Source organism: Actinoplanes sp. HUAS TT8, from assembly GCF_051380535.1.
Taxonomy (GTDB): domain Bacteria; phylum Actinomycetota; class Actinomycetes; order Mycobacteriales; family Micromonosporaceae; genus Actinoplanes.
This window is the reverse complement of the sequence record NZ_CP195646.1, coordinates 3,676,484-3,690,980: the sequence shown is the minus strand read 5'-3', so window position 1 is coordinate 3,690,980 and position 14,497 is coordinate 3,676,484. Positions and strand designations below refer to the sequence as shown.

Annotated in this window: 16 protein-coding genes and 1 riboswitch; of the genes, 9 read left to right on the top strand and 7 right to left on the bottom strand. The window is 70.5% G+C overall.

The window, feature by feature from the left end; all coding sequences use genetic code 11:
- Positions 1-92: 92 nt before the first annotated feature.
- A complete protein-coding gene (locus tag ACSHV8_RS16745; RefSeq protein WP_436534055.1) occupies positions 93-791 on the bottom strand; it encodes a TetR/AcrR family transcriptional regulator in 699 nt (232 codons plus the stop codon).
- A 49-nt stretch (positions 792-840) separates the two neighbouring features.
- Between ACSHV8_RS16745 and ACSHV8_RS16740 the strand changes: the two genes are divergently transcribed.
- Entirely contained in the window at positions 841-1,182 is a 342-nt protein-coding gene (locus ACSHV8_RS16740) for a cupin domain-containing protein (protein ID WP_436534053.1), read from the top strand.
- 35 nt (positions 1,183-1,217) lie between these two features.
- Here ACSHV8_RS16740 and ACSHV8_RS16735 read toward each other — a convergent pair whose 3' ends face one another.
- Entirely contained in the window at positions 1,218-1,868 is a 651-nt protein-coding gene (locus ACSHV8_RS16735) for a hypothetical protein (RefSeq protein ID WP_436534051.1), read from the bottom strand.
- Positions 1,869-2,010: 142 nt separating this feature from the next.
- On the opposite strand from ACSHV8_RS16735, the gene ACSHV8_RS16730 reads away from it, so the two are divergent.
- The gene (locus ACSHV8_RS16730; RefSeq protein ID WP_436534049.1) at positions 2,011-2,382 is read left to right on the top strand and encodes a VOC family protein; all 372 of its coding nucleotides are present in this window, start codon (positions 2,011-2,013) and stop codon (positions 2,380-2,382) included.
- Here the strand turns inward: ACSHV8_RS16730 and ACSHV8_RS16725 are convergent.
- On the bottom strand, positions 2,379-2,948 hold the full coding sequence (locus ACSHV8_RS16725; protein ID WP_436534048.1) for a helix-turn-helix domain-containing protein: 570 nt from the start codon (positions 2,946-2,948) through the stop codon (positions 2,379-2,381). The genes ACSHV8_RS16730 and ACSHV8_RS16725 overlap by 4 nt on opposite strands.
- Before the next feature lie 47 nt (positions 2,949-2,995).
- Between ACSHV8_RS16725 and ACSHV8_RS16720 the strand changes: the two genes are divergently transcribed.
- Positions 2,996-3,856 carry a class I SAM-dependent methyltransferase gene (locus ACSHV8_RS16720; RefSeq protein WP_436534046.1) on the top strand — a complete coding sequence of 287 codons (861 nt, stop codon included), beginning with the start codon at positions 2,996-2,998 and terminating at the stop codon, positions 3,854-3,856.
- A gap of 7 nt (positions 3,857-3,863) precedes the next feature.
- Here the strand turns inward: ACSHV8_RS16720 and ACSHV8_RS16715 are convergent, their stop codons facing one another.
- The 3 genes from ACSHV8_RS16715 to mgrA form a co-directional block, all read right to left on the bottom strand.
- Complete coding sequence (locus ACSHV8_RS16715; protein WP_436534044.1) at positions 3,864-4,610, bottom strand: nucleotidyltransferase domain-containing protein; 747 nt, start codon at positions 4,608-4,610, stop codon at positions 3,864-3,866.
- A complete protein-coding gene (locus tag ACSHV8_RS16710; RefSeq protein ID WP_436534042.1) occupies positions 4,607-5,281 on the bottom strand; it encodes a nucleotidyltransferase domain-containing protein in 675 nt (224 codons plus the stop codon). Before ACSHV8_RS16710 ends, ACSHV8_RS16715 begins: the two co-directional genes overlap by 4 nt.
- Positions 5,282-5,354: 73 nt before the next feature.
- Positions 5,355-6,350, bottom strand: a complete 996-nt coding sequence (gene mgrA, locus ACSHV8_RS16705; RefSeq protein ID WP_436534040.1) for an L-glyceraldehyde 3-phosphate reductase — start codon at positions 6,348-6,350, stop codon at positions 5,355-5,357.
- Between the two features lie 51 nt (positions 6,351-6,401).
- Positions 6,402-6,505: riboswitch (glycine riboswitch) on the top strand.
- Positions 6,506-6,582: 77 nt separating this feature from the next.
- On the opposite strand from mgrA, the gene gcvP reads away from it, so the two are divergent.
- Positions 6,583-9,393, top strand: coding sequence for an aminomethyl-transferring glycine dehydrogenase (gene gcvP, locus ACSHV8_RS16700; RefSeq protein WP_436534039.1), 2,811 nt, complete (start codon positions 6,583-6,585; stop codon positions 9,391-9,393).
- Between the two features lie 170 nt (positions 9,394-9,563).
- Here gcvP and ACSHV8_RS16695 read toward each other — a convergent pair whose 3' ends face one another.
- The gene (locus ACSHV8_RS16695; protein WP_436534038.1) at positions 9,564-9,764 is read right to left on the bottom strand and encodes a DUF5999 family protein; all 201 of its coding nucleotides are present in this window, start codon (positions 9,762-9,764) and stop codon (positions 9,564-9,566) included.
- A gap of 122 nt (positions 9,765-9,886) precedes the next feature.
- Between ACSHV8_RS16695 and ACSHV8_RS16690 the strand changes: the two genes are divergently transcribed.
- The 5 genes from ACSHV8_RS16690 (at position 9,887) to ACSHV8_RS16670 (ending at position 14,010) form a co-directional block, all read left to right on the top strand.
- Entirely contained in the window at positions 9,887-11,116 is a 1,230-nt protein-coding gene (locus tag ACSHV8_RS16690) for a chorismate-binding protein (protein ID WP_436536790.1), read from the top strand.
- A gap of 123 nt (positions 11,117-11,239) precedes the next feature.
- The gene (locus ACSHV8_RS16685; RefSeq protein WP_436534036.1) at positions 11,240-11,746 is read left to right on the top strand and encodes a SigE family RNA polymerase sigma factor; all 507 of its coding nucleotides are present in this window, start codon (positions 11,240-11,242) and stop codon (positions 11,744-11,746) included.
- 233 nt (positions 11,747-11,979) lie between these two features.
- Entirely contained in the window at positions 11,980-12,612 is a 633-nt protein-coding gene (locus ACSHV8_RS16680) for an AAA family ATPase (RefSeq protein WP_436534035.1), read from the top strand.
- 103 nt (positions 12,613-12,715) lie between these two features.
- Positions 12,716-13,204 (top strand): peptide deformylase, encoded by a 489-nt coding sequence (locus ACSHV8_RS16675; RefSeq protein WP_436534033.1) that lies wholly within the window; start codon positions 12,716-12,718, stop codon positions 13,202-13,204.
- Complete coding sequence (locus ACSHV8_RS16670; RefSeq protein ID WP_436534032.1) at positions 13,201-14,010, top strand: class I SAM-dependent methyltransferase; 810 nt, start codon at positions 13,201-13,203, stop codon at positions 14,008-14,010. Before ACSHV8_RS16675 ends, ACSHV8_RS16670 begins: the two co-directional genes overlap by 4 nt.
- Positions 14,011-14,497: the final 487 nt, after the last annotated feature.

Below are 14,497 nucleotides of genomic sequence, written 5' to 3'. Positions count from 1 at the left end.
TCGGCGTTTTGTCACGGCCGATTTTCCCGGACGAGGGTGGAAGCGCCGCCGCCCGAATCATTCCGCGAATTCGCCCCGATTGATTTCCGGGGTCAGCTCTCGGGCGTGGTGGCCCGGCGCCAGGCCCGCTCGTGCGCCGACTCCCGCACGGCCGCGTCAAGAAGGGCAAGGGCGGTCTCCCGTACGGTCTCGGCGGCCTGCTCGTGGCTCTGGCCCGCGATGTCGAGCAGCCAGACGAGCGACTCGATGCCGGTCGCCGAGCGGATGGCGACGGCCAGGCGGTGGCGGTCGACCAGCGGATGGCTCTCCGCGAGCGGGCGCAGTGCGTCCTCGACCCAGCCGATCGCGCGCCCGCGTCGTAGCAGCGGTCGCGCGTCGTCGCGGCTCGCCGGCTGCTCGTCGCCGGCGCCCGTCAGCTCGCTGTTCTCGGGTTCCGGCAGATCGGGGCCGGGGTGCTCCAGCGACAAGCGCAGGGCCGAGCGGAGCTGCTGCTCATAGCGCAGGTTGTAGTCGGTGAAGGCGGCCATGAAGGTGGCCAGCCGGGCGCGGGGCTCGACCGGGGCGTCGTCGCCGAGCAGGGTATCCGGCTGGAGCTGCGGCTGGGCGGCGAGCAGCAGGGAGCGCTGATTAGGGAAGTAACGGTAGGCGGTGGTGCGGGAGATTCCGCTGTGGGCGGCCGCGTCCTCCACGCGGGGGGTGAGCCCGCGGGTCAGGAGCTCGTGGGCGGCGTCGATCAAGGCTTGCCGGGTGCGGGACTTCTGGTTCGTCCGCCCGGTTGTCTCATATGGCATCGGCATCACCATCATGGTACCGTAATCCCACGAAGCCAGAGGGGGTGCCATGAGTGATCAGGATCCGGCCTTCACCGATCCGCAGCTCTACACGGTGGTCTTCGAGAACGAGCGGGTTCGCGTGCTGGAGTATCGGGACCAGCCGGGGGACCGCACTCATGCGCACCGACATCCGGACACCGTCATGGTCACGCTCAGTGCTTTCCGCCGTCGCGTCAGTGACGGAGAGCGGTCGGTCGAGGTCTCACTGCCGGCGGGTGCGGTGCGTTGGATCGGCGCGCAGCAGCACTCCGGGGCGAACGTGGGTGACACTCCCACGCACAGCTTCTTCGTCGAGTTGAAGGAGGCGCCGGGAGAACACACGGCGGCGGTGCTCGGCCCGCAGCCCTAACGCAGTCCAGGCCTGCGTGCCCCGTGGTCGACCGTTCAGGCGAAGCGCTCGGTGGTCACCGGGATCAGGCCGCGTTCGCGGACGTCGGCGGTGAGTTTGCGGAGCACGGCGCCGGCGACGTCGGGGCTGTCGCCGCCCAGCAGCATCGTGACGTCGAGGCCCCAGGCGATGCCACGACCGACACGGCGCAGGTTCCACGTGAACATGTGGTTGCCCGCGCGGCCTTCGCCCGACGGCATGCCGCCCGGGGTCGTGCCGCGCCAGGCCGCGCTCAGGCCGGCCAGCTGGGCGGCGCGGGGCTCCTTGGCGAACAGGACGCGGTAGACACGCCGCTCGGTGTAACCCTGGGGAGTCTCGTCCGGGCCGAGACGCAGCGGGGCCGCGTTCGTGAAGCGGACCCACTCGCCGAAACGGGCGCGCAGTTCGAGCTCGCTGGGCAGCGCACCGCCGTCGAGATCCCGGAACACCCGGGCCGCGCGGTCCCGGCGGATCGGGGTGAGCACGGCGAGAAGGTCCTCGTTCGTACGCAGAGAACGGCCGAACGATCCCGTGCCGAGCCAGCCACCGTCCCCGGCAGCCCACATCGCGCCGGCCAGGCCCACGGTGACGTGATCCTCGCCGTAGGCGAACTCCTCGACCAGTATCGCGTCCCCGGCGAGCAGGTAATAGTCCATGATTCCCCCCACGACTACGACTGTCGATTGAACCCGCCGGTCGCCGGAGGCGCACGCCACCGCCCTGTCGCATTGCTGACCTCAATCGGTCACCCCTGGTCAGGGCGCCGGGTGCGTGCTTGATCACAGGCCGGACCCCGGCCGACACTGAGGGATGAGCATCGGGCGCCTGCACCACCTGATCTTCGACTGCCCCGATCCGGCGGCCGCGGCTCGTTTCTGGAGCGCGGTGCTGGGGCGGCCGATCACCTACGACGACGGCGACTTCGCGGTGGTGTCGGCGGACCCGGTCACGTCCGGGCTGGCCTTCCAGCGGGCCGCGGACCACCGGGCCCCGACCTGGCCGGCGCCGGAGGTCCCGCAGCAGGCGCACCACGACGTGATGGTCGACGACCTCGACACGGCATCCGCGGCCGTGCTCGCCCTCGGCGCGGTCCGGCTGCCCGGGGACCACGTCTTCGCCGACCCGGCCGGCCACCCGTTCTGCCTGATCCCGCGCCCGCACTGGGCGCCGCCGGTCGGCTAAGGGCGGTCGGGCCGCAGGTGGGAGCGCTCGCCGTCGTGGTCGAGGATGCAGAGGACCTCGGCCGGGCCGCCGGCCGAGCCGAACGCGTGCGGGACCATCGTGGAGAACTCGGCGGCCTCGCCCGCCTTGACGACGATGGTGCGCTCGGCCAGGCGGAGGATCACCGTGCCGGAGAGCACGACGAACCAGTCACGGCCGGGGTGCACGCGCAGATCCTGCGGGACGGTGCGGTCGACGCGGAGCTTGGCGACGGTCATGCCGGCCGGGGTGCCCTCCCGGTTCAGCAACCAGGTCGTCATGCCGCGGGCGTCGTCGTGGTGCGGGCGGATCACCACGTCCTCGTCGCGGCCCGACTCGACGAGCTGGTCGAGCGTGGTGCCGAGGGCGCGGGCGATCGGGGCGAGCTGGTCCAGGGCGATGCGGCGGTGGCCGGTCTCGATGCGGCTCAGGGTGGACGGGGTGAGGTAGGCGCGGGTGGCCAGCTCGTCGAGGGTCCAGCCGCGGGCGACCCGCAGGCCCCGGATGCGCTGGCGGACCAGGACGTCGAGCTCGCCGTCTTGCGTCATACGCAAGACTGTATGTCAGAGGCGCAAGACGGCGCTACGGTCGTGGCATGGCACACGAACACGGTCACGGTCACCAGCACGCGAATCACGGCCACGAGGCCGGCCACGGCGGGCAGCACGGTCACGGGGACGGGTTGGCGCAGATGCTCGACCTGGACGCCGAGGTGCTTCAGGACTACTACAGCGAGGTCATCGGCTGGGCCGGCTCCCTCGTACCGGAGAAGCCTCTGATCGTCGATCTCGGCGCCGGCACCGGAACGGGAACGCTGGCCCTCGCGCGACACCTCCCGGCCGCCACCCTGACCGCGGTCGACATGGACGAGGAGATGCTCGCCCACCTGCGGGAACGCGCGGCCGCGGCCGGTCTGGGCGACCGCGTCAGCACGGTCCGGGCCGATCTTGACGGGGACTGGCCCGCGCTCGGCCCGGCCGACCTGGTGTGGGCGTCGGCGTCGATGCACCACCTGGCCGACCCGGCGCGCACCCTGGCCCAGGTCTTCGGCGTGCTCCGGCCCGGCGGCGTGTTCATGATCACCGAGTTGGACGGCTTCCCGCGTTTCCTGACCGATCCGGCCGGGGCGGCCGTCGAGGAGCGGGCGCACGCCGAGATGGCCCGGATGCGCCTTGAGGGCGGCCTGCACATGGGCGAGGACTGGGGTGCGCGGCTGACGGCGGCCGGGTTCACGCCGGCGGGCGAGCGCCGGTTCGAGATCGAGATCCCGGGGCCGCTGTCGCCCCAGGCGGTCGAGTATGCGCAGGTCACGCTGCGGCGCAGCGCTCAGCGCCTGGCCGATCGGCTCTCGGCCGACGATCTCGCGCAACTGACGGCGTACGCCGAGGCTGTCCCCGATCGTGACGATCTGAACGTTCGCGCGACGCGGGACCTGTGGATCGGCCGTCGTCCCTGACCTGACGCTAGCCGAGGCGGGTGCGGACGATCAGGTCGTGCAAGGAGGCGAGCGCGTCGTCCGAGGGGCGGTCAGGGAGGTTCGACTCGTCCTTGGCGGTCTCCAGGTCGGCGCGCAGCCGGGGGATGTCGGCGGCCAGCCGGGTCGCGACGCCGGGCGGGAACGGGCCGTGTTCGGCCTCGCGCTTGGCCGCGATCAGCTCGGGCACGTAGTCCGGGGCGCCGTCGAGCACGCCCAGGTCGGTCTCCAGCTGACCGGTTCTCATCAGATGGATTCCGGTCAGCAGGACCCGCAGCGTGTAGAGGGCCGGCTTCAGCTCGCCGGTCTTCGCGTACAGCTTCTCCTGGCTGTGCGAGAAACCCAGGTAGTGATAGGCGTGATTGCGGGTGATCAACCCGCCCACCAGGCCGAGCAGGGCGGTGTGCAGCGGGGTGGTGACGACCACCAGCGGGGACAGCAGCTGCTCCAGGACGTAGCCGTTGCGGCTGGTCAGCAGCTTGGCGAACTTCAGCAGGTCGTGCGAGACCAGGTCCAGCTCGACGCCGTCGCGGACCCCGCCGCGCTGCAGGGTGGCCGGGCCGGTGTGCAGGCCGACGACCTCGGCGGCGGGCAGGATGTGGGCGGCGCGCAGGTCGAGGTCGGAGTCGACCGACGCGAACCCGTACAGGTGGGCGCCGCTGACCGTGCCGAACACCAGGGGATAGGGGAGTTGCCGGGCGGCCTCGGCCGCCCACTCGGGCACGTCGATGGTCATGTCAAACCCTCTTCCCGTACGGCGATGAGCAGCTCGTCGACCCGATCGCGATCCGGCCGTTCGGGCAGCCGGGTCTCGCCGGCCGCCCGGTCGAGGTCGGCCATCAGGGTGGCCGCCCACGCGGCGACCTCGTCCCACGGGACCTCGTCGTGCTTGACGGCGAGCAGCCGGTCCCGCAGGTGACGCACGTCGACCAGGACCTCGCCGGTGCGCAGCACGTGGGCGCCGGCGGTGAGCAGCCGGATCATGTGCATGGCCTGCTTGTGGTTGACCTCACCGGTGCGGGCGCGGCGGGCGGCGACGCGGTCGAGCTGATCGCGGGCGTAGTTGCCGTACGTCTCGTGGACCCGCCGGGACAGGAACGCCGACCGGACCGCCCGCAGGTGTTCACCGGCGGGCGTGATCCGCTCGGTCAGCGGGGACCAGAGCACTTCCAGGACTGTCGGGTTGGCCTGCAGCGCGAGGGTGCAGAACCGTTCGATCTCCCACGAGAACTGTTCCTCGGCCGGCCCGTCCAGGTGCGTGGGCGGCTTGTCGAGGCGCCAGAAGTCCCTGGTCGGGGCCGCGTAGACACCCCGCCGGTCGTGGTCGCTGCCCGGCCCGTCCAGCCCGTAGGCGCGGGAGCCGACCACGACGGCGAGGATCGTGTGCTTCTCGACCAGGTCCGTCATGCCTCGGGACGGTAACGAACCGCCCCGGGGCACGCGCGGCAATTTATGGCCGTACCGAATAATCGGTTTTGATCTAAAGGTCGAGAACGGTGCCGTCGATCTCGTCGATCTCGGCCTGGGTCAGCTCCGGGTTGTCGAGGGCGGCGATGTTGTTCTCCAGCTGCTGGACGCTGGAGGCGCCGATGATCAGGCTGGTCATGCGCTGGTCGCGCAGCGCCCAGGCCAGGGCCAGCTGGGCCAGGGACTGGCCGCGCCGCTTGGCGATGTCGTTGAGCGCGTGCAGCCGGCCCAGGGTCTTGGAGTCCAGGGCGCTCTCGTTGAGGAACACGCTGGTCCGGATCCGCGAGTCGTCCGGGATCCCGTCGAGGTAGCGGTCGGTGAGCAGGCCCTGCTGCAGCGGGCTGAACGCGATGCAGCCGGCGCCCGCCTCCTCCAGGGTGTCGAGCAGGTTGTCGTGCTCGATCCAGCGGTTGAGGATCGAGTAGGACGGCTGGTGGATCAGCAGCGGCGTGCCGAGCTCGCGGAGGATCGCGGCGGCCTGCGCGGTCTGCTCGGACTTGTAGTTGCTCAGGCCGACGTAGAGCGCCTTGCCCGAGCGCACGATGTGATCGAGAGCGGACATCGTCTCCTCAAGGGGAGTCTCCGGGTCCGGCCGGTGGTGGTAGAAAACGTCCACGTAGTCGATGCCGAGCCGCTGCAGCGACTGGTCCAGCGAGCTGACCAGGTACTTGCGCGAGCCGAAGTCGCCGTAGGGGCCGTCCCACATGGTGTAGCCGGCCTTGCTGGAGATGATCATCTCGTCGCGGTGGGCCTTGAAGTCGGCCGCGAGGATCCGGCCGAAGTTGGTCTCCGCGCTGCCCGGCGGCGGGCCGTAGTTGTTGGCCAGGTCGAAGTGGGTGACCCCGAGGTCGAAGGCGCGGCGCACGATGTCCCGCTGGCGGTCGGCCGGGCGGGTGTCACCGAAGTTGTGCCAGAGACCCAGGGAGATGGCGGGCAGCTTGAGACCGCTGCGGCCCGCGCGGCGGTACGTCATGGACTCGTAGCGATCAACTGCAGGGGTGTAGGTCACACCCCCACCCTAGGAGTTCCGATCATGGTCATGTCCACTGGTAGGTTGGTTGCCAGCCGCGCGGGAGAGACCTGGTCTTTCCTGGTGAAAGCACGGGCGCCGAAGGGGCAACTCCTCCCCGGAATCTCTACAGGCAAACGGACCGCGCGGGCAGGCGACTCTGAAGTCCCCTTTTGTGGGTATGACAGAGGGGGAGGGCTTTGTCAGCCTTCTCATGCCCCGGGAGTCGCCCATGACGTCGTCATTCACCCACCGCCACATCGGTCCGCAGGCCGATGAGCAGGCCGAGATGCTCAAGACCGTCGGGTACGAGTCGCTCGGTGAGCTGATGGACGCCGCCATCCCGGAGTCGATCCGGTTCCACGGGGAGCTCGACCTGCCGGCCGGGGCCTCCGAGGAGGAGACGATCGCCGAGCTGCGCGCGATCGCCGCCCGCAACGTCGTCGCGACCCCGATGATCGGCCTGGGCTACTACGGGACGCACACGCCCGCGGTGATCAAGCGGAACGTGCTGGAGAGCCCGGCCTGGTACACGGCGTACACGCCGTACCAGCCGGAGATCAGCCAGGGCCGCCTGGAGGCACTGCTCAACTTCCAGACCATGGTCACCGATCTGACCGGACTGACCACGGCCAACGCGTCGATGCTGGACGAGGCCACCGCCGTCGCCGAGGCGATGACCCTCGCGCGACGAGCGTCAAAATCGAAATCTTCGACGTACGTCGTGGACGCCGACACGTTCCCGCAGACGCTCGCCGTCCTGCGCACCCGGGCCGAACCGCTCGGCATCCGGGTCGAGCTCGTCGACCTGGACGCCGGCGACGACCTGCCGGAGGAGTTCTTCGGCCTGCACCTGCAGTACCCGGGCGCGTCCGGTGCCGTCCGCGACCACGCCGCCCTGGTCGAGGCCGCCCACGCCAAGGGTGCCCTGGTCACGGTCGCGGCCGACCTGCTCGCGCTGACCCTGCTGCGCGCCCCGGGCGAGATCGGCGCCGACATCGCGGCCGGCACGACCCAGCGCTTCGGCGTGCCGCTCGGCTTCGGCGGCCCGCACGCCGGTTACCTGGCCGTCCGCGCCGGCCTGGAGCGCAGCCTGCCCGGCCGTCTCGTCGGCGTCTCCAAGGACGCGGACGGCGCCCCGGCCTACCGGCTCGCCCTGCAGACCCGCGAGCAGCACATCCGCCGCGAGAAGGCGACCAGCAACATCTGTACCGCGCAGGTGCTCCTGGCCGTCATGGCCGGCATGTACGCGGTCTACCACGGCCCGGCCGGCCTGCGCGCGATCGCCAAGCGGACCCACGACCACGCCCTGACGATCTCCGGCAGCCTGACCGCGGCCGGCGTCGAGGTCGCGCACACCGCGTTCTTCGACACCGTCACCGCGATCGTGCCCGGCCGCGCCGCCTCGATCGTGGCGGCCGCCGCCGAGCACGGTGTCGACCTGCGCCTGGTCGACGCCGACCGGGTGTCGATCTCGACCGACGAGACCACCACGAGCGCGCACGTCGCGACCGTGCTGGCCGCGTTCGGCGCGACCGTGGCCGAGCCGGCCGTCTGCGGTGCCAAGCCCCTGGGCCGCACCAGCGACTACCTGGACCACCCGGTCTTCAACACCCACCACTCCGAGACGAGCATGCTGCGCTACCTGCGCAAACTCTCGGACCGCGACTACGCGCTGGATCGCGGCATGATCCCGCTGGGGTCGTGCACGATGAAGCTGAACGCCACCACCGAGATGGAGGCGGTCACCTGGCCCGAGTTCGCCGACATCCACCCCTTCGCGCCGTCCGACCAGACGCGGGGGTACGAGGATCTGGTCGCCCAGCTGGAAGCCTGGCTGGCCGAGATCACCGGCTACGACGCCGTGAGCGTCCAGCCGAACGCGGGCTCCCAGGGCGAGCTGGCCGGTCTGCTGGCCATCCGGGGCTACCACCGCTCGCGCGGCGAGACCCACCGTGACGTCTGCCTGATCCCGTCCTCGGCCCACGGCACCAACGCGGCCAGCGCGGTCATGGCCGGCATGCGGGTCGTCGTGGTCGCCTGCGACGAGAACGGCAACGTCGACCTCACCGACCTCGCCGCCAAGATCGAGAAGCACGCCTCGGCGCTGTCGGCGATCATGGTGACCTACCCGTCGACCCACGGGGTGTACGAGACCTCGATCGCCGAGCTGTGCGCCAAGGTGCACGAGGCCGGCGGCCAGGTCTACGTGGACGGGGCCAACCTGAACGCGCTGGTCGGCTTCGCCCGGCCGGGCAAGTTCGGCGCCGACGTGTCGCACCTCAACCTGCACAAGACGTTCTGCATCCCGCACGGCGGTGGCGGCCCCGGTGTCGGCCCGGTCGCGGTCCGCGCCCACCTGGCCGACTTCCTGCCCGGCAACCCCCTCGAATCGGGCGACCACCACGCCGTCTCCGCGGCCGCGCACGGTTCCGCCGGCATCCTGCCCATCTCCTGGGCCTACGTACGGATGATGGGCCCGGACGGACTGGCCCAGGCCACCGCCACGGCCGTCCTGACCGCCAACTACGTGGCGGCGCGGCTGCGCGAGCACTACCCGGTGCTCTACGCCGGGGAGAACGGCCTGGTCGCCCACGAGTGCATCCTCGACCTGCGCCCGATCACCAAGGCCACCGGCGTGAGCGTGGACGACGTCGCCAAGCGGCTCATCGACTACGGTTTTCACGCTCCGACGATGTCGTTCCCGGTCGCCGGCACCCTCATGGTCGAGCCGACCGAGAGCGAGGACCTGGCCGAGCTGGACCGGTTCTGCGACGCCATGATCTCGATCAAGGCGGAGATCGACCAGGTGGCCGCCGGGGTCTGGCCCAAGGACGACAATCCGCTGGCCAACGCGCCGCACACGGCGTCGGCGGTGACGGCCGACGAGTGGTCGCACCCGTACCCGCGGTCGGTCGCCGGCTTCCCGAAGGGCGTCGACCGGACGGCGAAGTACTGGCCGCCGGTGCGCCGTATCGACGGGGCCTACGGCGACCGCAACCTGGTCTGCTCGTGCCCCTCGCCGGAGGCCTTCGAGAGCTGACCCCTAGGGTTGTTGCGCAGGTCGCGGTCTACGGATCGCGGCCTGCGCCGTCTTTCCGCCGGTTGTCCCATCGGGCAAGCGGCGATCGTCCGGCGGGCCACCACATCGGGGCCGGCCGGGGGCATCGAAACTTCCGCCAAACAGGGCGGCCGTATCGTTACCCTCAGTGATTAAGCGGCGAGGGCGTGGCGGGCCGGACCGCGGTGCGGCGCAATCGTCGTACCGTCCGGCAGGAGCTCACCGGTGTCCTCGAAGACGATGACACCGTTGCAGAGCAGGCTCCAACCCTGTTCGCAGAAGGTCGCCACGGTGCGGGCGGCCTCCCGGTCGATAGCGTCGGCTGGAGGGCATTGATTCAGGTGCTGGCACATCGCGGGTTTTCTCCGGTAGGGGGCTGTGTGAAGGTTCACAAAGTCGGGCTCGAACGTTACCTCACATCGAACGACAACGGTTCAACCGAGTGACGGCGTCCGACCCTGTTTCCACGGTTCCGATGGTCCACGCGCAGGGGTCCGTCGGCCACTCTCCGGTACCTCCTCCCGGGGCTCCGCCGGCCGCACCGGCCGCCTGCAACGCCCGTCACCATGCGTTACGTTCGTTTTCGTGGCATCGGGGTGATTCCGGTGACCCTGCCGAGCTTCTGACCGAGTTCCTGGCCGGCAACGGACTGCCGGTGCGCAACCTCGGCCGTTCGGATGACAAATACCGGACGAACAGCCATAGCGCCATTTGCGGAGCGTCGCTCTACGTATCCGCGGATGCCGGATCCGTGATGATCAACGTCACTCCCGGCAGCGCCAGCCCGGTACCGTCGATACCGGACATATACGCCGTCGTCTGGGGTCACACCACGTGCGGTTCAACGCCGTACTGGGAACTCGGGTCGTGGCCTTCGACGGTGGACTGGGAACTCGGCGCCTGGACGGAGAGCTGGACGCGGGCCGATCACGCCGCCGCCGTGCAGGATGTGCGCGACGCGATCGGGCGCGGCGACGTCTACCAGGTCAATGTGGTCGGGCACGGGTCGGCGCCGTACGTCGGAAACCCGACAAACGCCCTCGGGCGGGTCGCGAGGCTGGCCGGTGCCCGCTACGGCGGGATCCTGGGACCGGCCGACGGATCCTGGGCCATCGCGACGGCCTCACCGGAAACCCTCGTCGAGGTCCGCGACGGGCGGATCATCACCCGGCCGATCAAGGGGACCCGGCCGGCCACCGCCGAGGGCCGCCGGGAACTTCTCGCCTCGGCCAAGGAACGGGCCGAACACGTGATGATCGTCGACCTGGAGCGCAACGACCTGGCGCGACTCCCCGGGACCGGGCCGGTGCGGGTGGAGGAGCTCTTCGCCATACGCGAATGGTCCGGTCTGTGGCAGGCGGAGTCGGTCGTGTCGGCCGCGATCTCGGGGGACGTCGGCCTGGCCGATCTCCTGCGGGCCGTCTGCCCGGGCGGAAGCGTCACCGGCGCGCCCAAGATCGCCGCGCTGGCCGAGATCGCCGCCCTCGAACCGGTCGGCCGCGGCGTCAGCATGGGCGCACTCGGCTGGATCGGGCCCGACCACCTCGACCTGGGGCTGAGCATCCGCACCGTGGCCGTCGACGGCACCCGCGTGCACACCTGGGCCGGCGGCGGGATCACCGCCGACAGCGAGCCGATCGCCGAGGTCGACGAGGCCGCGGCCAAGGTCGGGCCGATCCGGAGGGCGCTCACAGCTTTCGCATAGTGGCTTCCGAGGGTTCTCTACCTATTGCGTGCCACTCTCATCGTCCGCCCCCATCCACCGGGGAGGAGCGCGTACCTTGACGCACGCGTTTCCCGGACGGTCCACAGAGAAGGCGACCAGGTCATGCTCTCATCCCCGCCGGTCACGGAGGAGTTCGCGCGATTCGCGCGGGACTGCCGGCAGCGACTGCACAGCAGCGCGTACCAGCTGTGCCGCGACTGGCACCTCGCGCAGGACCTGACGCAGGCCACGCTGACCAAGATGTATCTGAGCTGGGATCGGGCCGCCGAGAGCGAAAACCTTTCCGCGTACGCCCAGAAAGTCCTGTTCCGGACGTACGTCGACCATCGGCGGCGTCGCAGTTCGACCGAGTCGACACCCGGCGAACTGCGGGAACCGGAGTACTCGATCGACGTCGACCTGCGGATCACCATGATGGGGGCCCTGCGGCGGCTGCCCGATCGGGACCGGGCCATCGTGGTGCTGCGCTACTTCGCCGACCACAGCGTGGAGCAGGTCGCGGCCGAACTCGACGTGCCGATCACCGTGGTGAAGAGCCAGACCCGCCGGTCGTTGATCAAGCTCAAGCACATGTTGTCGCGCGACCGGTCGTCGCTGCTCGCCGCCTGATTTTTTCGGGCCTTGCGCCGGGGCGGTAGTGTTTCGCGCTGAAGGGGAGTAGTCCTTCGCCGGTCGTTCGACATCCTGGAGCCCTCGGGCTCCCGGCGCCCGGGCCTCGGAGATCCTCCGAGGTGGACCAGACCTTCGGCCCTGCAGGTGACGTGAGTTGCCGCGGACAGGGGCCGGGGTCTCGGTCGCTCACCGGGGGTCGGTCTCCTGCCTCGGCGGGAGAGGAAACGACCATGGCGACTGGGCAGGATCTGCGCGGACTCCGGGCTCCGGAACTGAACTACCCGGCCGGGGCGCTGCTGATCGTGGCCGGTGTGCCCGGAGCCGGGAAGACGACGCTGCTCAAGCGGCTCTTCCCGCAGCCCGGGGTGCGGTTGCTCGACTCCGAGCAGGCACGGATCGCACTCTCGCCGATCCTCGGGGCGGTGCCGTACAAGTACTGGCGGCCGCTCGTGCACGTGGCCCACTACGTGCGGCTGTTCCGGGCGTTGCGGGGGACGGAATCGGTCGTGGTGCACGAATCGGGCACCCGGAAGTGGGCCACCCGGCTGATCACGAGGGCGGCGCGGCGGGCCGGACGGCGCACCCATCTGCTGCTCCTCGATGTGGAACCGTCCGAGGCGCTGGCCGGGCAGGAGGCGCGGCGGCGGCGAGTGCGGCGGTCGGCGTTCGCCACACATGTGCGTAAGTGGCGGGGGCTGCTCACGGACGTGGCTGACCCGGCCCATCGGATCCATCAGGACGTGGCGACCATCACGATCATCGACCGGCCGGGGGCGGCGGCTCTGACCGCCATCCGATTCGACGGTCTGCACCTGGTTCAGTCGCGTCCGGTGGTGGTGCCGGTTCTGTCCCGGGCCGCCTGAGGCCGCCTTCGCTCGCCGCCTGTGCCTTCGTGGTTCGCCGGCGTTGTCCACGGCCCGGCGGCCGGTGGGCTGCGGACGGTAACGAGTGGATAGGATTTCGGGCATGACAGTGAGGCCGATTCGGCTCTACGGTGACCCGGTCCTGCGCACGCCCGCCGATCCGGTCACCGACTTCGACGCCAGCCTGCGCGAGATCGTCCGTGACCTGGAGGACACCGTCCGCGAGCCCGGCCGCGCCGGCGTGGCCGGACCCCAGATCGGCGTCAGCCTGCGGGTGTTCTCGTACAACGTGGCCGGGCAGATCGGGCACATGGTCAACCCGGTTCTGTCGGATTTTGCCGGCGAGCAGGAGGACGAGGAGGGCTGCCTGTCGTTGCCCGGCCTGGGCTACTCCACCAAGCGGGCCGAATCGGTCACCGCTCGCGGTTTCGACCTCAACGGCGAGCCGCTGGTCATCCACGGCACCGGGTTTCTGGCGCGGGCGTTGCAGCACGAGACCGACCATCTGGACGGGCGCCTCTACATCGACACCCTGACCGGAGACGTACGCCGTCAGGCCCTTCGCGAACTCCGCCGCGTCGTCCCGCGATGATCGCGCCCGAGCCGCCCGAGCCCGCCCCGGTTGCCGCCTCCGGTGACCCGGGCTCGGCGGCCGACTCCGGTGAGTCCGCTGCCGCTGCGCCGTCCGGTGACTCCGGTGTGGCTGCGGCTTCGGGAGGTTCCGAGCCGGACCGGGCGAACCGTTCGGTTGCCGACTCCGGTACCGCGGATGCTCGGCGGTTCGCGGCGGCGTCGCTGGCGGCCGGGGACCCGACCGGGTGGTTCGAGCGGCTCTACGCCGAGGCCCGGGACGGGCACGCGACCGTACCGTGGGATGTTCCGGCGGCCGGCGTGAACCTTCGCGAGTTCGCGCTGGCGCCCGGCGACGGCCGACGGGCGCTGGTCGTCGGATGCGGCAACGGCCGGGATGCGGAACATGTCGCGGCGCTGGGCTACTCCGTGACCGCTTTTGACATCTCGGCGACGGCGATCGAGCTGGCCCGTTCCCGGCATCCGGAGTCGGCGGTCGACTACCGCGTGGCCGACCTGCTGAATCCGCCACCGGAGTGGAACCGTACGTTCGATCTCGTCCTGGAGAGCAACAACGTCCAGGCGCTGCCGGTCGAGATCCGCGCCCGCGCGATCGCCACGATCGGTGACTTCGTGGCGCCCGGGGGAACCCTGCTGGTCCTGGCCGCCGCGGCCACCGACTCGCCGGGCGAGGGCCCGCCGTGGCCGTTGAGCCGCGCCGAGGTCGACGCTTTCGCCGGTCCGGGTCTGCGGCCGGTGTCCGTCGAGGAGCTGCCGGCCCCCGGTTCCCGCCTCCTGATCCGCTGGCGCGCGGTCTTCAGCCGCTGACCGCCCGGCCTCCGCGCGATCTGCCGCTCAGCGCCCGGCCCCGTCGGGCTCCCTCGGTCGCGTTCGCCTGGGTGCTCGGCCCGGCGGTCATGGACTGACAGTCATCGAAGTATCACGGAAATGTGCCATGGGCGGCTCAGAAAATCTGTGCCGCAAAACCTAGACTTGTTGGTGGCTGTCGGCTAATGTTCTTGTTGTTGACAGCGAAGATCTGTGAAAGACGCAGATGAGAAGGCCGAGCTACAGCAGGGCCCGACGCACGTCGTGGCTCGCTCGACCTCTGCGATGCGCGTCATCGCCGTGTGAGCAGGTGGGGCCGAGGCAGGTTCGGGGCTCCACCTGAGGAAGCACTCTCGCCGGACGCGCGAGGAGCCCAGGAAGTTGCGTGGGGCTTCGATGCCGGCGAGCAGCACGACAGTGCAGGGAAGACAGAGGAAAGGGAGGGCACGGAACACCGTTGGATCGCCCGCCGTCAGGCCGTTGTCTC